The organism is Streptomyces sp. NPDC093984, assembly GCF_044764595.1.
GTDB lineage: Bacteria > Actinomycetota > Actinomycetes > Streptomycetales > Streptomycetaceae > Streptomyces > Streptomyces cynarae.
Map to the genome: position 1 here is coordinate 124,652 of NZ_JBIWIM010000006.1, position 20,857 is coordinate 145,508.

Annotated in this window: 18 protein-coding genes; 15 read left to right on the plus strand and 3 right to left on the minus strand. The window is 71.9% G+C overall.

The genetic code is table 11. The annotated features are described in order from the left end of the window. Window positions 1-37 precede the first annotated feature (37 nt). The 5 genes from ACIRC0_RS22470 (at window position 38) to ACIRC0_RS22490 (ending at window position 5,000) form a co-directional block, all read left to right on the plus strand. Window positions 38-1,486: an MFS transporter gene (locus tag ACIRC0_RS22470; RefSeq protein ID WP_403618180.1), complete on the plus strand. Its 1,449-nt coding sequence runs from the start codon at window positions 38-40 to the stop codon at window positions 1,484-1,486. 32 nt (window positions 1,487-1,518) lie between these two features. Beyond that, complete coding sequence (locus tag ACIRC0_RS22475; RefSeq protein WP_403618183.1) at window positions 1,519-1,716, plus strand: hypothetical protein; 198 nt, start codon at window positions 1,519-1,521, stop codon at window positions 1,714-1,716. Then, window positions 1,716-2,084 (plus strand): Fic family protein, encoded by a 369-nt coding sequence (locus tag ACIRC0_RS22480; RefSeq protein WP_366024802.1) that lies wholly within the window; start codon window positions 1,716-1,718, stop codon window positions 2,082-2,084. The genes ACIRC0_RS22475 and ACIRC0_RS22480 overlap by 1 nt, the downstream gene beginning before the upstream one ends. Before the next feature lie 142 nt (window positions 2,085-2,226). After that, on the plus strand, window positions 2,227-4,035 hold the full coding sequence (locus ACIRC0_RS22485) for a DEAD/DEAH box helicase (RefSeq protein WP_403618186.1): 1,809 nt from the start codon (window positions 2,227-2,229) through the stop codon (window positions 4,033-4,035). A 323-nt stretch (window positions 4,036-4,358) separates the two neighbouring features. Then, complete coding sequence (locus tag ACIRC0_RS22490; RefSeq protein WP_403618190.1) at window positions 4,359-5,000, plus strand: IclR family transcriptional regulator; 642 nt, start codon at window positions 4,359-4,361, stop codon at window positions 4,998-5,000. Window positions 5,001-5,105: 105 nt separating this feature from the next. On the opposite strand, the gene ACIRC0_RS22495 is transcribed toward ACIRC0_RS22490, so the two are convergent. Further along, complete coding sequence (locus ACIRC0_RS22495) at window positions 5,106-6,668, minus strand: PucR family transcriptional regulator (RefSeq protein ID WP_403618191.1); 1,563 nt, start codon at window positions 6,666-6,668, stop codon at window positions 5,106-5,108. Window positions 6,669-6,768: 100 nt separating this feature from the next. On the opposite strand from ACIRC0_RS22495, the gene ACIRC0_RS22500 reads away from it, so the two are divergent. The 4 genes from ACIRC0_RS22500 to ACIRC0_RS22515 all read left to right on the plus strand — a co-directional run bounded on the left by ACIRC0_RS22500 (window position 6,769) and on the right by ACIRC0_RS22515 (window position 11,317). Continuing rightward, the gene (locus ACIRC0_RS22500) at window positions 6,769-7,674 is read left to right on the plus strand and encodes a chorismate synthase (protein WP_403618194.1); all 906 of its coding nucleotides are present in this window, start codon (window positions 6,769-6,771) and stop codon (window positions 7,672-7,674) included. Continuing rightward, entirely contained in the window at window positions 7,671-8,780 is a 1,110-nt protein-coding gene (gene menC / locus ACIRC0_RS22505) for an o-succinylbenzoate synthase (protein WP_403618197.1), read from the plus strand. The genes ACIRC0_RS22500 and menC overlap by 4 nt, the downstream gene beginning before the upstream one ends. A 102-nt stretch (window positions 8,781-8,882) precedes the next feature. Next, a complete protein-coding gene (locus ACIRC0_RS22510; RefSeq protein WP_403618199.1) occupies window positions 8,883-9,674 on the plus strand; it encodes a PDZ domain-containing protein in 792 nt (263 codons plus the stop codon). Between the two features lie 362 nt (window positions 9,675-10,036). Beyond that, entirely contained in the window at window positions 10,037-11,317 is a 1,281-nt protein-coding gene (locus tag ACIRC0_RS22515; RefSeq protein WP_403618202.1) for an MFS transporter, read from the plus strand. Window positions 11,318-11,351: 34 nt separating this feature from the next. On the opposite strand, the gene ACIRC0_RS22520 is transcribed toward ACIRC0_RS22515, so the two are convergent. Next, a complete protein-coding gene (locus tag ACIRC0_RS22520; protein WP_366024794.1) occupies window positions 11,352-11,831 on the minus strand; it encodes an Lrp/AsnC family transcriptional regulator in 480 nt (159 codons plus the stop codon). A gap of 122 nt (window positions 11,832-11,953) precedes the next feature. Between ACIRC0_RS22520 and hppD the strand changes: the two genes are divergently transcribed. From hppD to ACIRC0_RS22540, 4 genes are all read left to right on the plus strand, one after another. Then, complete coding sequence (hppD, locus tag ACIRC0_RS22525; protein ID WP_403618206.1) at window positions 11,954-13,099, plus strand: 4-hydroxyphenylpyruvate dioxygenase; 1,146 nt, start codon at window positions 11,954-11,956, stop codon at window positions 13,097-13,099. Between the two features lie 104 nt (window positions 13,100-13,203). Further along, a complete protein-coding gene (locus ACIRC0_RS22530; protein WP_403618209.1) occupies window positions 13,204-14,610 on the plus strand; it encodes an FAD-binding oxidoreductase in 1,407 nt (468 codons plus the stop codon). A gap of 304 nt (window positions 14,611-14,914) precedes the next feature. Next, window positions 14,915-16,300: an RDD family protein gene (locus ACIRC0_RS22535; RefSeq protein ID WP_403618212.1), complete on the plus strand. Its 1,386-nt coding sequence runs from the start codon at window positions 14,915-14,917 to the stop codon at window positions 16,298-16,300. Window positions 16,301-16,354: 54 nt separating this feature from the next. Continuing rightward, window positions 16,355-17,134 carry an RDD family protein gene (locus tag ACIRC0_RS22540; protein WP_403618215.1) on the plus strand — a complete coding sequence of 260 codons (780 nt, stop codon included), beginning with the start codon at window positions 16,355-16,357 and terminating at the stop codon, window positions 17,132-17,134. Between the two features lie 91 nt (window positions 17,135-17,225). Here the strand turns inward: ACIRC0_RS22540 and ACIRC0_RS22545 are convergent, their stop codons facing one another. After that, the gene (locus ACIRC0_RS22545) at window positions 17,226-17,516 is read right to left on the minus strand and encodes a hypothetical protein (protein ID WP_403618218.1); all 291 of its coding nucleotides are present in this window, start codon (window positions 17,514-17,516) and stop codon (window positions 17,226-17,228) included. Between the two features lie 491 nt (window positions 17,517-18,007). Here ACIRC0_RS22545 and ACIRC0_RS22550 point away from each other — a divergent pair, with 491 nt between their 5' ends. Beyond that, entirely contained in the window at window positions 18,008-20,359 is a 2,352-nt protein-coding gene (locus tag ACIRC0_RS22550; RefSeq protein ID WP_403618220.1) for an immune inhibitor A domain-containing protein, read from the plus strand. Between the two features lie 122 nt (window positions 20,360-20,481). Continuing rightward, window positions 20,482-20,811: a hypothetical protein gene (locus ACIRC0_RS22555; protein ID WP_403618223.1), complete on the plus strand. Its 330-nt coding sequence runs from the start codon at window positions 20,482-20,484 to the stop codon at window positions 20,809-20,811. Window positions 20,812-20,857: the final 46 nt, after the last annotated feature.

Consider the following 20,857-nt stretch of genomic DNA (forward strand, 5'->3'; position numbering starts at 1 on the left):
GGAGCCAATCCCCATCGAGCCCCTTACCCTGACCTGTATGACCGCCCTGGATCCCCGCGACACTGACGTCGCCGCCGCCCCTCCCTCCCCTTCCCACGCCACCGGCGGCGTGCTGAGCCGGCCCTATCGGGCCCTCAGCATCGGGATCGTCTCCGTCGTGCTGCTCATCGCCTTCGAGGCCACGGCCGTCGGTACGGCGATGCCGGTCGCCGCGCGGGAGCTGGACGGGCTGTCCCTGTACGCCTTCGCGTTCTCGGGGTACTTCACGACCAGCCTGCTCGGCATGGTGCTCGCAGGCCAGTGGTCCGATCGCAGCGGCCCTCTCTCCTCGCTGACCTGCGGCATCGCCGCCTTCGCGGCCGGGCTGCTGGTGTCCGGGACGGCGAGCGCGATGTGGCTGTTCATCCTGGGCCGGGCCGTGCAGGGGCTCGGCGGCGGACTGGTGATCGTCGCGCTGTACGTCCTCGTCGGCCGGGCCTACCCGGAGCGGCTGCGCCCGGCGATCATGGCGGCGTTCGCGGCGAGCTGGGTGATCCCCTCGGTGGTCGGCCCGCTGGCGGCGGGCGCGGTCACCGAACAGCTCGGCTGGCGCTGGGTGTTCATCGGTATCCCCGTGCTCGTGGTGTTCCCGCTGGCGCTCGCCCTGCCGCAGATACGGCGGCGGGCGGGCGGTCCCGCCACGGAGACGGCCGCCCCCTTCGACGCGCGCCGCATCCGCCTGGCGTTCGGCATCTCCCTGGGCGCCGGACTCCTCCAGTACGCCGCCCAGGACCTGCACTGGGTCTCCCTCGTCCCCGGTGTCGCGGGTGCCGCCCTGCTCGTCCCGGCCGTGCTCGGGCTGCTGCCCCGCGGCACCTACCGGGCGGCGCGCGGCCTGCCGTCCGTGGTGCTGTTGCGCGGTGTGTCGGCGGGCGCCTTCGTCGCGGCGGAGAGTTTCATCCCGCTCATGCTCGTCACCGAGCGCGGGCTGTCGCCGACCCTCGCCGGGTTCTCGCTGGCCCCGGCCGGAGCGACCTGGGCGCTGGGCTCGTACATCCAGTCAAGGCCGCGCCTCGAGCCGTACCGGGAGCGGCTGATGACGCTCGGCATGGTGGTCGTCGCGGCCTCCATCGCCACCGCGCCCAGCGTGCTGATCCACGCCGTGCCCCCGTGGATCGTCGCGGTCGCCTGGGGTTTCGGCTGCTTCGGCATGGGCCTGGTCATCTCCTCGACCAGCGTCCTGCTCCTGAAGCTGTCCGCCCCCGAGGAGGCGGGCGCCAACTCGGCCGCCCTGCAGATCTCCGACGGCCTGTCGAACGTGGTGCTCCTGTCCGCGGGCGGTGCCGCGTTCGCCGCGCTCGGCGGCGGGACCGTCGCCCACGCCGCCACCGGAGCGACCGCCCAGGGCTCCCATCCGGCCGCCTTCGCCGCGGTGTTCCTGCCGATGGCGGCGGTGGCGCTGGTGGGGGCGTGGGTGGCGACCCGGACGCGGTCGGAATCCCGCTGACACCGAGTGGTACCACGTAGTACCGTCTAAACATGGCTGGACTGAACCTGCGGTTTACGGACGAAGAGCTCGAGGCGCTGCGCGAGCGTGCGGCGGCGGAAGGGCGCAGCATGCAGGCGTTCGCGCACGACGCCGTGATGTCGGCCGTAAACGAGCACTCGCGTCTGTTCAACGAGGCGGCGGAACACGTCCTGAAGGTCAGTGCGGAGCTGAACCGGCGGCTCGCCTGATGCACTACCTCACGCTTCCCGAGCTGCTGAACCTGACGAAGCGGCTCGGGGTCGACGACGTGCGCGATTACGGGCTCCTGGACTCGGCCCTCGCGCGTCCTCAGTCGAGTGTGTTCGGTCAGGACGCCTATCCCGACGTGTGGCAGAAAGCTGCCGCGCTGATGGAGTCCCTTGCCCGCAACCACGCCCTCGTCGACGGCAACAAGCGCATCGCCTGGTACGCGACCTGGGTGTTCCTGCATGTGAACGGGCACCCCCTGGACGCGGACTTCGACGTGGACGAGGCCGAGCGATTCGTGCTGGACGTGTGCCAGGGCGCCTTGGACGTACCGAAGATCGCCGCCCAGTTGCCGCGCTTCGCGCGCTGACCCGAGGTGTGCGCGGGGCGCGATGTGAGCTGAATCCCATCCCCGGCCGACCCGGTGCTGTCCGAGCGTCGACCCCGCCGGGGCGCCGGTAGGGTGGCCCGGTTGTCATACGCAGCCGAGCCGCCCGACCCCCACGGAGACCGTGAGTACTACCGCCGCCAGCTCCAGCTCCTCCCCTTCCCACCACCTCTCGCCCGCCTTCCCCGGCCGTGCCCCCTGGGGTACCGCCAGCAAGCTGCGTGCCTGGCAGCACGGGGCGATGGAGAAGTACGTCCAGGAGCAGCCGCGTGACTTCCTCGCCGTCGCCACCCCCGGCGCCGGTAAGACGACGTTCGCTCTGACGCTCGCGTCCTGGTTGCTGCACCATCACGTGGTGCAGCAGGTGACCGTGGTCGCGCCGACCGAGCACCTGAAGAAGCAGTGGGCGGAGGCCGCCGCGCGGATAGGGATCAGACTCGACCCCGAGTACAGCGCCGGCCCCCTCGGCCGGGAGTACCACGGCGTCGCCGTCACCTACGCCGGCGTCGGCGTGCGGCCCATGCTGCACCGCAACCGCGTCGAGCAGCGCAAGACCCTCGTCATCCTCGACGAGATCCACCACGCGGGCGACTCCAAGTCCTGGGGCGAGGCGTGCCTGGAGGCGTTCGAGCCGGCGACCCGCCGACTCGCCCTGACAGGTACGCCGTTCCGGTCCGACACCAACCCCATCCCGTTCGTGACGTACGAGGAGGGGGCGGACGGGATCCGGCGCTCGGCCGCCGACTACACCTACGGCTACGGGTCCGCGCTCGCCGACGGCGTCGTGCGGCCGGTCATCTTCCTCTCCTACAGCGGCAACATGCGCTGGCGCACCAAGGCGGGCGACGAGATCGCCGCCCGGCTTGGCGAGCCCATGACCAAGGACGCCGTAAGCCAGGCCTGGCGCACCGCGCTCGACCCGCGCGGCGAGTGGATGCCGAGCGTGCTGCGCGCCGCCGACCAGCGGCTGACCGAGGTCCGCAAGTCCATCCCGGACGCGGGCGCCCTCGTCATCGCCTCCGACCAGGACTCGGCCCGCGCCTACGCCAAGCTGATCCGCGAGATCACCGGGCACAAGGCGACCCTCGTGCTGTCCGACGACGCCGGTGCCTCCGACCGGATCGACGAGTTCAGCAACAACGACGACCGGTGGATGGTCGCGGTCAGGATGGTGTCCGAGGGCGTCGACGTGCCCCGGCTCGCGGTCGGGGTGTACGCGACCACGATCTCGACACCTCTGTTCTTCGCCCAGGCCGTCGGCCGTTTCGTACGGTCCCGGCGGCGCGGCGAGACCGCGTCCGTGTTCCTGCCGACCGTGCCGGACCTGCTCTCCTTCGCCAATGAGATGGAGCGGGAACGCGACCACGTCCTCGACAAGCCGAAGAAGGACGGCGAGGCCGAAGACCCGTACGCCGAGTCCGAGAAGGAGATGGAGGAGGCCAACCGGGAGCAGGACGAGGACACCGGTGAGCAGGACATGCTGCCGTTCGAGGCGCTGGAGTCCGACGCCGTCTTCGACCGGGTCATGTACAACGGGGCCGAGTTCGGCATGCAGGCCCACCCGGGCAGCGAGGAGGAGCAGGACTACCTCGGCATCCCGGGGCTTCTCGAGCCGGAACAGGTGCAGTTGCTGCTGCAGAAGCGGCAGGCCCGGCAGATCGCGCACAGCCGCAAGAAGCCGGACACGGAGGCCGACCTGCTGGAGCTGCCCGCGGAACGGCGGCCCGTGGTCACGCACAAGGAACTGATGGAGCTGCGCCGGCAGCTGAACACGATGGTCGGGGCGTACGTCCACCAGAGCGGGAAGCCGCACGGCGTGATCCACAACGAGCTGAGGCGGGTGTGCGGGGGCCCGCCGAGCGCGGAGTGCACGGCCGGGCAGTTGCGGCAGCGGATCGCAAAGGTCCAGGAGTGGGCCACGCGGATGAAGTGACCTCGACGCCTGCCGAACGTCGGCAGAGGGACCTGGGGACCGGCTGACGGGGGGACTTATCTCCGCAAACCGAACCACTCCCTACCGGCCACTGACCGGATTCTGGACGGAGCCTTCCGCTGAGCGAACCGGCTCGCTACTGTCCCGCTACGCACACGCCCCGTGGCAGCGCCGCCGCGGAGCGCAGCCGTGAAGCGACAGAGTCCGGGGGCCGCCCGGGCCGCCAGCCGATCGGCGGCCTCTGGGAGCGCGTCGCCGACGGGACTCGGTGTCGCATCCACCGCGAAGGGGGCCGTCGACCTCACCACTAAGGAGTGGGCGTCGTGACCGCGGAGACTTCCCAGACGCTCGACCGGGGCCTCAGGGTCCTCAAGCTGCTCGCCGACACCGACCACGGGCTGACCGTCACCGAGCTCTCCCACAAGCTGGGCGTGAACCGCACCGTGGTGTACCGGTTGTTGGCCACGCTGGAGCAGCACTCCCTCGTGCGCCGCGACCTGGGTGGCCGCGCCCGGGTCGGGCTGGGCGTACTGCGCCTGGGCCGCCAGGTGCATCCGCTGGTGCGGGAGGCCGCGCTGCCCGCGCTGCGGTCGCTGGCCGAGGACATAGGGGCGACCGCGCACCTCACGCTCGTCGACGGCGCGGAGGCGCTGGCCGTCGCGGTGGTCGAGCCGTCGTGGACCGACTATCACGTGGCGTACCGCGCCGGGTTCCGGCACCCCCTCGACCGGGGAGCCGCGGGCCGGGCGATCCTCGCGGCCCGCCGGCAGCCCGTCGCCGAGCCCGGGTACACGCTCACGCACGGCGAGCTGGAGGCAGGGGCGTGCGGGGCCGCCGCACCGCTGATAGGGGTGACCGGGGTCGAGGGCAGCGTGGGCGTCGTGATGCTGGCGGACTCGGTACCGGAGCGGGTGGGCCCCCGGGTGGTGGACGCGGCGCGGGAGGTGGCGGAGGCACTGCGCTGACCGCGGGCTGTTCAGGGGCCTCGGCTGTTCAGGACCGTCGGCTGTCCAGGCCTCTCGGCTGTTCAGGACCGTCGGCTGTCCAGGACCGTCGGCTGTTCGAAACCCTCAACTGTTCAGAACCCTCAACTGCACCCACAGCGCCAGCCGTTCATCCGCGTCGTCCAGGTCCACCCCGAGCTGCCGCCGCACCTGACGCAGCCGGTACCGGCACGTGTTCGGGTGCACGGCGAGCCGTTGCGCCGCACCCCCCACATCGCATCCCGCCTCCAGCCACGCGAGCAGTGTCGCCGCGTACTCCGTGCCGTGCCCGACGTCGTACGCCACGACCTCCTCCCATGCGCCCGCGGCCAACTCCCGCCTGCTCCGCATCACTTCGGCGAGCCGCAGCAGCGTGATCCGGGCCCGCACCTGCCGCACGGACGCCGCCGGCTGCTCCGGCCCGAGCACCCGCAGCACCAGGTCCGCGTCCTGCCGCGAGGCGGCCGCCTCGGCGAGGGAGGGCACCACCTCCCCGAGTCCCGCCCGCACCGGCACCCGCAGCGCCCGCCCCGCCCGCCGAACGATGTCCTCCGCCAACCGCAGGTGCCGCTCACCACCGCGCTCCCCGGAGGCGGGCAGCAGCGCGTACACCACCCCGTCGACCAGCACGCACGCGTGGCGCCCGTACCGCGCCTCGCACTGCAGCCGTACGAGGTCCAGCAGCCGGAGCGTGGTCTGTTCGTCGTCCGGTGCGGACGGGGCGGACGGAGCGGACATTGTGGAGTCGGAGTCCAGGACGAACGCGGCGACCCGTACGGCCTGGAGCCCCAGCCGGTGGGCGGCGGCGGCCGGGTCGGCGGTGCCGTCGAGGACGCGGCGCAGCAGGGCGCCGTCCTGGTGCCGGGCCAGTTCCCGTGCGGCGCGCGCCCGCAGCAGGAGCAGGGCCGCCGTGGACGCTCCCCGCGCCAGCGCCTTCTCGGCGTCGGGTGCGAGCCGGCCGTCGTCCACCACCCACAGGGATCCGAGGGTCTCGCCGCCGGCGCGGACGGCGACGGCGAGCCGTGGCAGCGCCCCCGGGAGAGCCGGCAGCCGTACCGGGCCGGGGGCCGAGAGGACGGTCCGGTACTGCTCGGCGTTGTCCGGGATCTCCGGCACCTTCAGGCCGAGGATGCCCTGGCGGCGGTCCTCGTCCGTGGCCTGCCCGGGAACCGTCGAGTAGGCGAGGATCCGCTGCCCCGGGTCCTCGATCGAGGTGGCCCCGCCGACGGCCGCCGCCACCGCGTCGGCCAGCGCGAACAACTCCCCGCGCGTGTCCCCGCCGCCCCCGGCCGCCGGGCGCGCGGCGAGCGCCGACGCCAGCAGCAGGTGCACCTGGTGCCAGGCCGCGTCCTTCTCCACGCAGAGCAGGGCGACCCCGGCCGCCTCCGCCTCGGTGACCGGACCGTCCTCGCCCCGTACGACGACGCCGGTCATCCCGGCCTCCGCCGCTGCCCGCACCAGCGGTCCGGCGGCCCGGGGCGGAACCCCCACCGCGAGCAGCAGGGCGCCCGGGGTGCGGGGGAGCGGGGCGTGGGCGTCGTGGAGCAGCGCCTCGGTGACGGGCGCGGTCAGCCCGGTGGGCGCCGTGCGCAGGCGCAGAGAGGGTTCGCCGACGACGTCCAGCAAGTCGCCGAGCGTGCGGACGTCCATGGCAGTGTCCCCGGGTGTTTGGCCGATCCTCTCAGCAACGTACGCGCACGTTGTCCGTCTCCACAACGCCGACGCCCGCCACTCCTTCGACACTCGTGTCATGACTGCAGAGACGGACCGACCACCCGTACGCACCCACGCGGTCGACGCCGACCACGCCGCCCGCGCTGCCGGGGTCACCGTGCGCACCGTGCAGGACGTGACCGGTATCGCCGCCGTGGCCGACTTCTTCAGCGACGTCTGGCGTACCCCCCGGCAGGCCCCGCCGCTGCCCGCCGAGGTGATGCACAGCCTGGTGCACGCGGGCGGCGCCGTGCACGCCGCCCACACCCTGGACGGGGACCGGCTCGCCGGGGCCTGCGTCGCCGTCTTCGGGCCGCCGGCGGCCGCGGACGCGTACTCCCTGCTGGCGGCGGCCGACCGGGGCGTCGGATACGCCGTGAAGCAGGCGCAGCGCAGCTGGCTCCTGGAGCACGGCGCGCGCACCCTGCGCTGGACGTTCGACCCGCTGGTGGGCCGCAACGCCCGCTTCAACCTGGTCAAGCTGGGCGCGAGGGGCACCGAGTACCTCGTCGACTTCTACGGCCGGATGGCCGACGGCGTGAACGAGGGCGACGAGAGCGACCGGCTCACGGTGACCTGGGACCTGACGGCGCACCGCGAGGGCGGCGAGACCGGCGAGGGCCGGGAGACCGGCGAGGGAAGCGAGACCGGCGAGGGTCGCGAGACCGGCGACCGCGCCGCCGCACCCGTCACCCACCTCGCCCCCGACGGCGCCCCGCTCGCCCGCCGCTCCCACGACGACCGGCAGGTGTGGTGCCGCGTACCGGACGACATCGTCGCCCTGCGCGCCGCCGACCCCGCTCTCGCCCTTCGCTGGCGCCACGCCGTCCGCGACGTCTTCACCGGGGCCTTCGCCGAGGGGTTCACGGCGACGGGCATGTCCCGGGACGGCTGGTACACGCTCAGCCGCACGTTCACCCGCGAGGAGGAATCCCCCGCATGAAGCTCGAACGCGTCGAGATCGTCCATGTGGCGATCCCGCTCGTGACCCCGTTCCGCACCTCCTTCGGGACGATGACCACCAAGGACACCTTCCTGCTGCACGTCGTCACGGACACCGCCGAGGGCTGGTCGGAGTTCGCGGCCGACCCGGAGCCGCGCTACTGCTCCGAGTTCGTCGCCGGGGCCGAGATCGTCCTGCGGGACTTCCTGCTGCCGCGCGCCGCCGCCCTGCCGCGGCTGACGACGGCCGCGCTCGCCCCGGCCCTGGCGCGGGTCAAAGGGCACGAGCTGGCGAAGGCGGCGCTGGAGACGGCGGTCCTGGACGCCGAGCTGCGCGCGCACGGCATGCCGCTCGCGACCTACCTGGGGGCGGTACGGGACCGGGTGCCGGCCGGGGTGTCGGTCGGCATCAAGGACTCCGTGCCCGAGCTGCTGGGCGACGTCGAGCGCTATCTGGCCGAGGGGTACGTCCGCATCAAGCTGAAGATCGAGCCGGGCTGGGACCTCGAGCCCGTACGGGCCGTGCGCGAGCGGTTCGGGGACGCGCTGCCGCTCCAGGTCGACGCGAACACGGCGTACACGCTCGCGGACGCCGAGCACCTGCGGCGGCTGGACGAGTTCGGGCTGCTGCTGATCGAGGAGCCTCTCGCCGAGAACAACCTGTACGCCCACGCCCGGCTCCAGCAGCGCCTGACCACGCCCGTCTGTCTGGACGAGTCCCTGCACAACGCCCACGACACCGCCTCCGCGATCGCCATGGACGCCTGCCGTGTGGTGAACGTCAAGCCCGCGAGGGTCGGGGGCTACCTGGAGGCCCGGCGCGTGCACGACGTGGCGCACGCGCACGGGGTGCCGGTGTGGTGCGGCGGCATGCTGGAGACGGGCATCGGCCACGCGCCGAACCTCGCCCTGGCCGCCCTGCCCGGCTTCACGCTCCCGGGCGACACCTCGGCGTCGGCCCGCTACTTCGCGGAGGACATCACCGAGCCGTTCGTCCTGGAGGACGGCCATCTGCCGGTCCCGTCCGCACCCGGGATCGGTGTGGAACCGCTGCCGGACGCACTACGGCGCTTCACGACGGGAAGGACGGACCTCTACGCGGCCTGAACGAGATCCTGGCGGCCTGAGCGAGATCCTGGCGGCCTGAGCGAGAACCGTGGGGCCTGACCGGCACCTGGCCAGAAGTGGCCGTCGCGTTAGATTGATCCTGTGCTCTCTCGTCTCTCCCGCCCCAAGGCTGCCACCGTCTGCGCCCTGCCCGTCGTGGCTCTGCTCGCCACGGCGGTGTTCGCGCCGCTGCCGTTCGCCGTGGCGCAGCCCGGCATGACGGCGAACGTGCTGGGCGAGAACAAGGGCACCGCGGTGATCACGATCAACGGGGCGCCCACCCGCACGACGACCGGCCAGCTGCGGATGACGACGATCGAGGCGACGGGCCCCGACGCGCAGGTCTCACTCGGTGACGTGATCGACGGCTGGTTCCGTACGGACCGCGCGGTGCTGCCGCGCGACGCCGTCTACCCGAGCGGCGACACCGTCAAGGAGATCGAGCAGCACAACACCGAGCAGATGAAGCAGTCCCAGGACGCGGCGACCCGCGCGGCCCTGTCGTATCTGCACCTCAGCGACAAGAACGTGAAGGTCACGCTGAAGCTCGCGGACGTCGGCGGCCCCAGCGCGGGGCTGCTGTTCACCCTCGGCATCATCGACAAGCTGAACGGCAACGGCACGGGCGGCGACCTCACGGGCGGCCGCACGATCGCCGGTACGGGCACGATCGACTCCTCGGGCCAGGTCGGCCCGGTGGGTGGCGTGGCCCTCAAGACGCAGGCCGCCAAGCGCGATGGCGCGACGGTCTTCCTGGTCCCGAGGGCGGAGTGCGCCGACGCGAAGGCGGAACTGCCCAAGGGCCTGCGCCTGGTCCCGGTGACCACCCTCAACAGCGCGATCGACGCCCTGGAGTCCCTCGAAAAGGCGAACGGCTCGGTCCCGAGCTGCTAGGCCACGGACCGCGGGGACCGGTCGACGGCCCCGGGGGACTGCTCTACGCCCCCCGGGGAACCGGTCGACGGCTCCGGTGTGACCGGGACACGGAACCCCGGAGCCAATCGGCGCAACCGGGGGGCTCTGCGGGAGCGATCTCTTCCGCTATCTTGTTACCGCGTCGTAGTTAACGCCTCAACAAGGCCTGCCGGCGCGGTCTTTGCCTGTCTTCGGCTCCCGTTTCCGAGCGGAGTTCCCCGTGGCCCAGCGTTGTGTCATGCCCATGGCCGAGATGTCTGAAGCGCCCTCGTCCGCGTGAGCGGCGGAGAACGCTCCGGCCGTCCGTCCGTGCACCCGCTCACCGAAAGCCCCCTCACTTCGTGACCGTCTCCCTGTACGAGATCCAGCCGGCCGGCCGGCACGCCGCGGTGCCCACGGGCAGCCTGTTCCGACGGGTCTACGCGCCGCGCGCCTGCGACGCGCTCGCCTACTCGATGGCGACCTACGCCATGCCGCTCGTCGTGCTGGCGACCACCGGCTCCGCCTCCCTGACCGGCCTGGCCTTCGCGCTGGAGTGGATCCCCCGGGTGGCCGCCTTCAGCTTCGCCGGTGACCTGGTGGACCGCAGCGGCGCGGCGATCGTGTGCTTCCTCGCCTCGCTCACCCGCGCCCTGCTGGTGGCGGGTGCCGCTGTCGTGCTGGTGATACTGCCGAGAGGGACGGCCGAGACCGCCACGGTCATGGCACTGGCCGCCGTGACCGGTGCCCTCACCCAGTTCAGCTTCATCGCCAACGAGGCGGTGGGCGCCATCGTGGGCCGCCGCATCGAGGGACGGTCCCACAAGGTGCAGCCGGTGCTGATCGGCATCGACCAGACGGCCACCCTCGTCGGCCCGGCCCTGGGCGGCGTCCTGCTCCTGACCGGGCCGACCCGCATGCTCGCGTGCCTGAGCGTGCTGTCCTTCCTGTCCGCCGGCCTCGCCCTGCAGACCCCGCCCACACCCCTGCGTGCGTCGCGCCAGGGCGGACAGCGACGCGGCGGAGGCATGCGGGAAGGGTGGCGGACGCTGCGTTCCCTGCCCTCCCTGCGGCGGCTCGTGGTCGGCCTGGCCTGCTCGAACCTGGCGCTCGGCCTGCTGCAGTCGGCCGGCCCCGTCCTCGTGGAGGGCCACTTCGGCCGGTCCCCGGCCGCCGTCGGCACGCTCTGGTCGGTCGCCGCCGCCGCCACGCTGGTCGCGGTCACCTGCTGCCGGTTCGCCCTCGACCGGCTGGGCCTGTGGGGGGTCGGAGTGATCAGTGCCACCGTCGCGTCCGCCGCCTGCCTCGCCGTGCCGCAGGCCCCCTCCTACCTCAGCTACACGGCCCTCGTGGCCCTCTTCATGGCCGCCGACGGAGGGCTCACCGTGGTGCTGCGCACGCTGCGCTCGCTGATCATCCCGCCCGCGGCCTTCGGCACGACGCTGTCCCTGACGATCCTGCTCCTGCTGCTGCCCTTCCCCGTGGCGGGCGTCCTGCTCGCCGTCACCCCACCGCCGTATCTGACCGACGTCATCGGGGCGTGCGCCGTACTGCAGGCGGTGACCCTGCTCGTCACCTTCGTACGACTGCGCAACGACCCCGTCCTCCGCGCCACGGCGGACCCGGCCGGGCACGGGGCCTGATCCCTCCACTGCACCGCGGGGCTCGACCCCACGCTCAGGTCCCCTCCCGGTCCAGCGCCGCCTGCTCCACCAACGGGATCACCCGCAGCGGTACCGGGTTCTCCATCACGATCGCCGTGGAGGCGCGGACGATGCCCTCGAAGCCGACCACCCGGTCGATCACCCGTTGCAGGTCCGCGTTCGAGCGGGCCACCAGACGGCACAGCATGTCGCCGCTGCCCGTCGTCGTGTGCAGCTCCAGGACCTCCGGGACCGTCGCCAGATGGGCCCGTACGTCCGCGCCCTGGCCCTGGCGGATCTGCAGGGTCGCGAACGCCGTGACCGGGTAGCCGAGCGCCGCCGGGTCCACCTCCGGGCCGAAGCCGCGGATCACCCCGTTCGCCTGCAACCGGTCCAGGCGCGCCTGGACCGTGCCGCGCGCCACCCCGAGCCGCCGGGACATCTCCAGCACCCCGATGCGCGGCTCCCGGGCCAGCAGCACGATGAGCCGGGCGTCCAGATGATCGATCGCCATGCCGCGCTCCTCGATGGTCATCCTGTACAGAACGCCCGGCGACACGGGCTGTTCACTGGGCAGATTGCCCAGCCGGAAAGCAAACTATTGCGCACCTTGCGATGCCGGGCGAGGCTGCCGCTATGACGCAGACCACACACCACGCCCCTGACACCGCGCGCGAGGCCGACCCCTTCCCGGTCAAGGGAATGGACGCGGTCGTCTTCGCCGTCGGCAACGCCAAGCAGGCCGCGCACTACTACTCCACCGCCTTCGGCATGCGGCTCGTGGCGTACTCCGGACCGGAGAACGGCAGCCGCGAGACCGCGAGCTACGTCCTGGAGAACGGCTCCGCCCGTTTCGTCCTCACCTCCGTCGTCAAGCCCGCCACCACCTGGGGCCACTTCCTCGCCCAGCACGTGGCCGAGCACGGCGACGGCGTGGTCGACCTCGCCATCGAGGTCCCCGACGCCCGCGCCGCGTACGCGTACGCCCTCGAGCACGGCGCCCGCTCCGTCGCCGAGCCGTACGAGCTGAAGGACGAGCACGGCACCGTCGTCCTCGCCGCGATCGCCACCTACGGCGAGACCCGCCACACCCTGGTCGAGCGCTCCGGCTACGACGGCCCCTACCTGCCCGGCTACGTCGCCGCCGACCCGATCGTCGAGCCGCCCGCCCACCGCACCTTCCAGGCCATCGACCACTGTGTCGGCAACGTGGAACTCGGCCGCATGAACGAATGGGTGGAGTTCTACAACAAGGTCATGGGCTTCACGAACATGAAGGAGTTCGTGGGCGACGACATCGCCACCGAGTACAGCGCCCTGATGTCCAAGGTGGTCGCCGACGGCACGCTCAAGGTCAAGTTCCCGATCAACGAGCCCGCCGTCGCCAAGAAGAAGTCCCAGATCGACGAGTACCTGGAGTTCTACGGCGGCCCCGGCGTCCAGCACATCGCGCTCAACACCAACGACATCGTGCGGACGGTCCGCACCATGCGGGCGGCCGGTGTGGAGTTCCTCGACACCCCGGACTCGTACTACGACACCCTCGGCGAGTGGGTCGGCGACACCCGGGTCCCCGTCGAGACCCTGCGCGAGCTGAAGATCCTCGCCGACCGCGACGAGGACGGCTATCTGCTGCAGATCTTCACCAAGCCGGTCCAGGACCGCCCGACGGTCTTCTTCGAGATCATCGAGCGCCACGGCTCCATGGGCTTCGGCAAGGGCAACTTCAAGGCCCTGTTCGAGGCGATCGAGCGCGAGCAGGCCAAGCGCGGCAACCTGTAGGCCGCCCTGTCCGCCGCCCCTGGAAGGAGCGCCCGCCCCAGGCGCTCCTCCAGCCCCTCCAGGGGCGCTCCGGGCTTCCCACCGCCGCCCCCCGGTGCGACGCTGTGATCATGAGCCGTATCGAAGCCCCGCGCGACGAAGTCACCGGCAACCTCCTCGACCGCCTCAGGGCCGGCCTGCCGGCCGAGGCCGTGCTGACCGACCCCGACGTCACGGCCTCGTACGCGAACGACATGGCGAGCTTCTGCACGGCCGGCACCCCGGCCGTGGTCGTGCTGCCCCGCACCGTCGAACAGGTCCAGCACGTCATGCGGACCGCAAGCGAACTGCGCGTGCCCGTCGTCCCGCAGGGCGCCCGCACCGGCCTGTCGGGCGCGGCCAACGCCTGTGACGGCTGCATCGTGCTCTCGCTGACCAGGATGAACCGCATCCTGGAGATCGACCCGGTGGACCGCATCGCCGTCGTCGAACCCGGCGTCGTCAACGCCACGCTCTCCCGCGCGGTGAGCGAACACGGCCTGTACTACCCGCCGGACCCCTCCAGTTGGGAGATGTGCACCATCGGCGGCAACATCGGCACCGCCTCCGGCGGCCTGTGCTGCGTGAAGTACGGGGTGACGGCCGAGTACGTCCTCGGCCTCGACGTCGTCCTCGCCGACGGACGCCTGATGTCCACCGGCCGCCGTACGGCCAAGGGGGTCGCCGGATACGACCTCACCCGGCTCTTCGTCGGCTCCGAGGGCTCCCTCGGCATCGTCGTACGGGCGATCCTCGCGCTGAAGCCGCAGCCGCCCCAGCAGCTCGTCCTGGCGGCCGAGTTCGCCTCCGCGGCGGCCGCCTGCGACGCCGTGTGCCGGATCATGGCGGGAGGGCACGTGCCGTCGCTCCTCGAACTCATGGACCGTACGACCGTCAAGGCCGTCAACGCCCTCGCCCACATGGGCCTCCCGGAGAGCACCGAAGCGCTGCTCCTCGCCGCCTTCGACACCCCGGACCCTGCCGCCGACCTCGCCGCCGTCGGCGCGCTGTGCGACGCCGCGGGCGCCACCCAGGTCGTACCGGCCGACGACGCGGCCGAGTCCGAACTGCTGCTGCAGGCGCGGCGGCTGTCGCTCACCGCGCTCGAAGCGGTCAGGGGCACCACGATGATCGACGACGTGTGCGTGCCCCGCTCCAAGCTCGGCGAGATGCTCGACGGGGTCGAGCGGATCGCCGAGAAGTACCAGCTCACCATCGGCGTCTGCGCCCACGCCGGGGACGGCAACACCCACCCGACCGTCTGCTTCGACGCGCAGGACCCCGACGAGTCCCGGCGCGCCCGCGAGTCCTTCGACGAGATCATGGCCCTCGGCCTGCGACTCGGCGGCACGATCACCGGCGAACACGGCGTCGGCGTCCTGAAGAAGGAGTGGCTGGCGCGCGAGATCGGCCCGGTGGGCGTGGAGATGCAACGGGCCGTCAAACAGGTCTTCGACCCGCTGGGCATCCTCAACCCCGGCAAGCTGTTCTGACCCGTTCGGCCCACGCCGCCTCACCCGTCGCCGGCAGGGGCCGGGGCGAGCGGGGCGGCCGGGCGGCCGTCGAGGCCGAGCCGCCCGGGCTCGCCGGCCCGGTGGAACCAGCCGCAGGGCAGGCGGCGCGGAACCCTCACGCGCGTTTAGGAGAACTTCTTCCGGGTGTGTTCCGGGCGTGTGAAGGGCGTGCACGGTGTCGCCCGGAAAGGGGTGGGTACCGGCGGACCGCCAATGCCGCCTGCACACTTCTGATAGATGTGGAGCCTCACAAGACCCCCCGAGCAGATACGGGACGACGGACATGAGCGCCCCAACCCCGGCACCCGGCGACGACAGGCCCCGCGAAGGCTATTACCCGGACCCCTCCATTCCCGGATATGTCCGGTACTGGAACGGTGTCTCCTGGGTCCCGGGCACCAGCCGGCCGGCTCCCACCGACGGCGAGCCGCTCTCCCCTCCGGCGGGCGCGCGCCCCGCGCAGCCCTCGGTGGAGGAGACCGGGCCGCACTTCTTCGACGAGGACCCGGTCGGCGAACCCGATCGCGGCGGCCAGGCCGACGGCCACCCGGAGCCCGCCCCGGCCTGGGGCGCCGACCGCTCCCAGCAGTCCGGCTTCGGCGGCGACCAGGACCGCCGGGTGTCCTGGGGCGGCGCCCAGGCCGCGGACCCGCGGCTGCCGGCTGCCGACTCCGGGCCCGAGGCGTCCCCGGGCTCGCCCGGCACGACGTCGCTCCGCCGGCCGGCGCGCCCGGAGGGCACCGCCGGTACCGACGAACCCGCCCCCTCCGAGGGCACCATGAAGTTCCGCGCGGTCTCCCCGCGCACGGGGGAGCAGGTCGGAGGCACGGCGCCGGCAGGCCCCGGCACCGGCTCCGGTGCGGCGCAGCCCGGCGCCGCGCGCCCGGAGAGCGCCCAGGCCGCGGCCCGTCAGGCGCTGGGCCTGGACCCGGAGGCCCCGAGCCCCGTCCCGGCACCGCAGCAGCCGTCAGTCCCGGCGCCCGCGGCGCCCGTGGCGGGGCCGCCCCCGCAGCAGCCGGCCGCGCCGGTCGCCACGCCCCTGACCAGCGGTCCCGGCGGCGGCCAGCCCTCGTGGGCGCAGCAGGTGCACCAGCTGGCGAGCCCGGGGCCTGAGGGCGACCGGCCCGTCGCGCCCTGGAAGCCGCCGGTGGAGGACCCGTTCCAGGCGGCCGCCCGGGCACAGGCGGCGGCCCGGCCCGCGGGACTCGGCAAGCGGCTCGCGGCGCGGCTGCTCGACACCCTGGTCCTGGCGGCGGTCACGGGCGTGGCCGCGGTACCGCTGGGCACGAAGGCGATCGACCACATCAACGGGAAGATCGACGCGGCGAAGCTGTCCGGGCAGACCGTCACGGTCTGGCTGCTCGACGGCACGACGTCGGTCTACCTCGCGATCGTGCTCGCCGTGCTGCTGGGCTTCGGGGTCCTCTACGAGGCGCTTCCGACCGCCAAGTGGGGGCGCACGCTGGGCAAGAAGGTCTGCGGTCTGGAGGTACGGGACATCGAGGCCCACGAGCCCCCGACCTTCGGCCAGGCCCTGCGCCGCTGGCTGGTCTACAGCGTCCCCGGTGTGCTCGTCGTGGGCGTGGTCGGCGTCCTGTGGTGCGTGTTCGACCGTCCGTGGCGCCAGTGCTGGCACGACAAGGCCGCCCACACGTTCGTGGCGGGCTGACCCGGACGGACCTGTAGGGATGCGGAGCCGGAGGGTTCGCGGTCGACTCGGGCCATGAGCACCGAACCGCCACCCCCCGGCCGAGGCGACGCCCCGGACCCCGACCGGCCACCGCCCGGCCGCGGGGCCGCGTCCAGCGGTCCGCCGCCCGCCGGCGAGCCCCCGCCCGGTGGCCCCCCGCCCCACGGACAGCCCCCTTCCGGCGGTGAACCACCCGGCGGCAGCCCCCCGTACGGCACACCCCCACCCCACCCCGGCGGACCGTACGGCGGTGGTGGCCCCGAGGGCGGCGGCCCGTACGGCGGTGGTGGCCCCGAGGGCGGGGGCCCGTACGGCGGCGGGGGCCCGCAGGGCCCCTACGACGGCACCGACCCCCTCGCCGGCATGCCCCCGCTCGCCGACAGCGGCAAGCGCGTCCTCGCGCGGATCATCGACATGATCCTCGTCGGCGTGGTCGTCTGGCTGCTGTCCTGGGCGTTCCACACCGTCGAGTACAACGTCGAGGCCACCAAGGTCGACACCGGCAAGTCCCTCGGCCAGTCCGTGATCGCGGCCGTGCTCTACACGGCCTACGACACGATCCTGATCAGCAGAACCGGGCAGACGCTCGGCAAGAGGCTGCTGAACATGCGCGTGGCCAACCTCGACGACGGCTCGAACCCCTCCCTCCAGGCGTCCCTGATCCGCGCCCTGGTGCTGTGGCTGCCGTTCGCGTTCTGCTGCGCCTGCGTGTGGACCGCGATCTGCGGCGGCTGGAGCTTCTTCGACCGGCCCTACAAACAGGGACTGCACGACAAGGCGGCCAGGACGGTGGAGGTCAGCACGGCGGTCTGACAGAGGGCGGTGGCGTACTCGAACCGGCGGGCCCGTGCATCACGGGCCCGCCGGTTCGAGTACTCGGTGTGAAGTTCTGCGTACGCCCGGTTCAGGGCTGCGCCGTCTCCCGGACGGGCTCGGTGGCCGCGGTGGCTCCGACCGACGCCGTCGGGCGCCCCGCCGGTGCGTGCTGCCGCGCGGCGGGCCGCTCCGCGGCGGCCGGCGCGGACTTCGGCAGCGGTACCGTCACGGCGACGAGCAGCCCGAGTGCGAGCGCCGACAGGGCGATCACGGCGATCCCCAGGCCCGAACTCGTCTGTGACAGCAGCAGCATGGCGAGGGTGGAGAAGATCACGGTGCAGGAACCGTAGGCGAGCTGTGCGGCGTTCGGACGAGGCATGGCCATTCCTCGGGGTGGGGACTCCCCCCGTGCCTCTCGTGATGGGGGAGGATGCGGACAACTGGGGTCAGAACCAGGGCACTTGGACGTACAACCGCGGAATCACGGAAATGACAACGGTGTCGACAGGGCAAACCGCCGCCATTCCGGCGCTCCACCCGCCGACTCTATTCGCCACCATGCCCGAGCGGAACGGCTGGTAAGCGTGACCTAACCCACGGTTCCGAAGCACAAGGGGCGCACGGAGTCATGCGTTCCAGCAACTGGACACGTGCGCGCGCCCGTTGACGGGCGATTATGCCGCCCGCGCTCGTTCGTATAGCGAACACCTCGTCCCGTTAATGCACTTGACCTGTGCAAGTCAAGATCTGTCTTTTCTTGTAAACCTCCGGTCAAATGTCGTCACTTGACTACACGCGTTGATCGGTGCGCACGGGCCCTCCATGACCAGGACCCCCTTCCGTGCGCCCGGGCGCGGGGGAGGAACTCAAGTGACCAGCAGACCCTGGACGTTCAGAGCGGCCGCGATAGGCGTCGCGCTCGCGGCGGCCTCCGCCACGTTCTCCACCTTCGCCGTCGCGGAGGCGGACACCACCGCCAAGTCCGCTGCCGTCAACCGGCACGACCCGGCGCCGGTGAAGCAGCAGGAGCACGACCTCGACGGCCCGCTGAGCAAGACGCAGGAGGCCCAGCGCCAGGAGGCCCTGAGCCAGGTCATATCCGGCAAGGCCAAGGCCAAGGAGCGCAACGGCTCGAAGGTCGTCGAGCTCAGGAGCAAGAAGGGCGACCCCAAGTACGTCGAGCTGAGCCGGGAGAAGACCGACAGGATCTTCACCATCCTGGTCGAGTTCGGCGACAAGACCGACCCCAAGTTCGGCGGCACGGCGGGCCCCCTGCACAACCGGATAGCCGCGCCGGACCGTACGAAGGACAACTCGACGGCCTGGCAGAAGGACTACGACCAGAAGCACTTCCAGGACCTGTACTTCGGCACCGGCGACAACGTCGAGTCGGTGAAGAAGTACTACGAGAAGCAGTCCTCGGGCCGCTACTCGGTGGACGGCGAGGTCGCCGACTGGGTCAAGGTCCCCTACAACGAGGCCCGTTACGGCAACAACGCCTGTGGTTCCACCAACTGCCCGAGCGTGTGGAACGTCGTCAGCGACGGTGTGACCGCCTGGGTCGCCCAGCAGAAGGCGGCCGGCAAGTCCGACGCGGACATCAAGGCGGACCTGGCGCGGTTCGACCAGTGGGACCGCTACGACTACGACGGTGACGGCAACTTCAACGAGCCCGACGGCTACATCGACCACTTCCAGATCGTGCACGCCGGCGAGGACGAGTCCGCGGGCGGCGGCGCCCAGGGCACCGACGCGATCTGGGCCCACCGCTGGTACGCCTTCGGCACCGACGCCGGCGCCACCGGCCCGGCGGGCAACAAGCTGGGCGGCACGCAGATCGGCGACAGCGGCATCTGGGTCGGCGACTACACCATTCAGCCGGAGAACGGCGGCCTGGGCGTCTACGCCCACGAGTACGGCCACGACCTCGGCCTGCCGGACGAGTACGACACCAACGGCGGCGAGAACTCCACCGGCTTCTGGACCCTGATGTCCTCCGGCTCCTGGCTGGGCACCGGCAAGGAGGCCATCGGCGACCTCCCCGGCGACATGAACGCCTGGGACAAGCTCCAGCTGGGCTGGCTCAACTACGACACCGCCAAGGCCGGCATCAAGTCCTGGCACAAGCTGGGCGTCGCCGAGTACAACACCAAGTACCGGCAGGCGCTGGTGGTCAACCTGCCCGACAAGGCGGTCACCACCCAGGTCGTGACCCCCGCGCAGGGCTCGGCCCAGTGGTGGAGCGGCAGCGGCAACGACCTGAAGAACACGCTGACCCGTTCCGTGGACCTCACCGGCAAGTCCTCGGCGACGCTGTCCCTCGAGGGCTACTACGACATCGAGGCGGGCTACGACCACCTCTACACCGAGGTGTCGACCGACGGCGGCGCCAACTGGACCGCGCTGGACGGCACGGTGGACGGCCAGGCCGTCCCGCGTGACGCCAGCGGCACCCCGGCCCTGACCGGCACGGTCGACGGCTACAAGAAGCTGTCGTACCCCCTCGACGCCTACGCGGGCAAGAAGATCCAGCTCCGCTTCCGCTACCAGACGGACGGCGGTGTGGCCCTGAAGGGCTTCGCGGCCGACGAGATCACGCTGACCGCCGACGGCTTGGCGCTCTTCTCCGACAACGCCGAGAGCGCGGACGCCGCTTGGACCGCGAACGGCTTCTCCCGTATCGGCGCGTCCTTCACCAAGGACTACAAGCAGTACTACATCGCCGAGAACCGCCAGTACGTGTCGTACGACAAGACCCTCAAGGCCGGCCCGTACAACTTCGGCTTCGCGCCGGCCCGTCCGGACTGGGTGGAGCACTACCCGTACCAGAACGGCCTGCTGATCTGGAAGTGGGACACCTCCCAGGCGGACGACAACACCAAGGACCACGCCGGCACCGGCCTGATCCTGCCGATCGATTCGCACCCCACCCCGCTGAAGTGGTCCGACGGCACGCTGATGCGCAACCGCATCCAGGCCTACGACTCACCGTTCAGCCTGGAGCGCACCGACGGCATCACCCTGCACAAGGAGGGCGTCGCGACGGAGATCAAGTCGTCGAAGGGTGTGTCGGTCTTCAACGACCACACCAGCACCTACTACGACGCCTCGAACCCGGCGGCCGGGGTCAAGATCACTGACACCAACACCAAGATCAAGATCATCAAGCAGGGCGTGAACGGCTCGACGATCGAGCTGGAAGTCGGACCCGCGGTGAAGTAGTCGGCATTTCCGCAGGTCAGAGGCGTATCGGCGGCAGCCCCTTGGCGGGCGGCCGCCGATCGTGCTTAGGTGCCTGCTGTGGCTCTCTTATTGACACCAGGTCTCACGGGGGTGTGACGCGTATGGCCGCAGGAGGTTTCTGCAAGCTGCCGAACGGCAGTGTGGTGGTGGCTCTGAACCTGCCCAGCCCGGGTTCGGGCGCCGGTTCGGTCCGCGTCCTGGTCCACGCCCAGAACCGCGCCCGCGCCCTGACGCGGCTGCGCAACCTGGGCCTGCGCGCGGTCTACCTGCGCGGCAACGCGGCCCCGCCGTCCCCGGACGAGGTCACGGCGGTCCTGCACCACCCCGACGGCCTGATATGGCGCACGGCCCCGGACATCGCGGCACAGGACCTGTCGGTCGAGCTGTGGCACCCGATCAGGTCCCTGCTGAGACGGACGGCCCAGCCGTGACCCGCTGAGACGCACGGGGGACACGGGGAGGCGGGTGCGGGGGCGC

Coding starts and splice junctions, on each gene's coding strand:
- ACIRC0_RS22470 (WP_403618180.1), top strand. CDS start 38: ATGACCGCCCTGGATCCCCGCGACACTGACGTCGCCGCCGCCCCTCCC.
- ACIRC0_RS22475 (WP_403618183.1), top strand. CDS start 1,519: ATGGCTGGACTGAACCTGCGGTTTACGGACGAAGAGCTCGAGGCGCTG.
- ACIRC0_RS22480 (WP_366024802.1), top strand. CDS start 1,716: ATGCACTACCTCACGCTTCCCGAGCTGCTGAACCTGACGAAGCGGCTC.
- ACIRC0_RS22495 (WP_403618191.1), bottom strand. CDS start 6,668: ATGGACGTCCGCACGCTCGGCGACTTGCTGGACGTCGTCGGCGAACCC.
- ACIRC0_RS22500 (WP_403618194.1), top strand. CDS start 6,769: ATGACTGCAGAGACGGACCGACCACCCGTACGCACCCACGCGGTCGAC.
- menC (WP_403618197.1), top strand. CDS start 7,671: ATGAAGCTCGAACGCGTCGAGATCGTCCATGTGGCGATCCCGCTCGTG.
- ACIRC0_RS22520 (WP_366024794.1), bottom strand. CDS start 11,831: ATGGCGATCGATCATCTGGACGCCCGGCTCATCGTGCTGCTGGCCCGG.
- hppD (WP_403618206.1), top strand. CDS start 11,954: ATGACGCAGACCACACACCACGCCCCTGACACCGCGCGCGAGGCCGAC.
- ACIRC0_RS22535 (WP_403618212.1), top strand. CDS start 14,915: ATGAGCGCCCCAACCCCGGCACCCGGCGACGACAGGCCCCGCGAAGGC.
- ACIRC0_RS22540 (WP_403618215.1), top strand. CDS start 16,355: ATGAGCACCGAACCGCCACCCCCCGGCCGAGGCGACGCCCCGGACCCC.
- ACIRC0_RS22545 (WP_403618218.1), bottom strand. CDS start 17,516: ATGCCTCGTCCGAACGCCGCACAGCTCGCCTACGGTTCCTGCACCGTG.
- ACIRC0_RS22555 (WP_403618223.1), top strand. CDS start 20,482: ATGGCCGCAGGAGGTTTCTGCAAGCTGCCGAACGGCAGTGTGGTGGTG.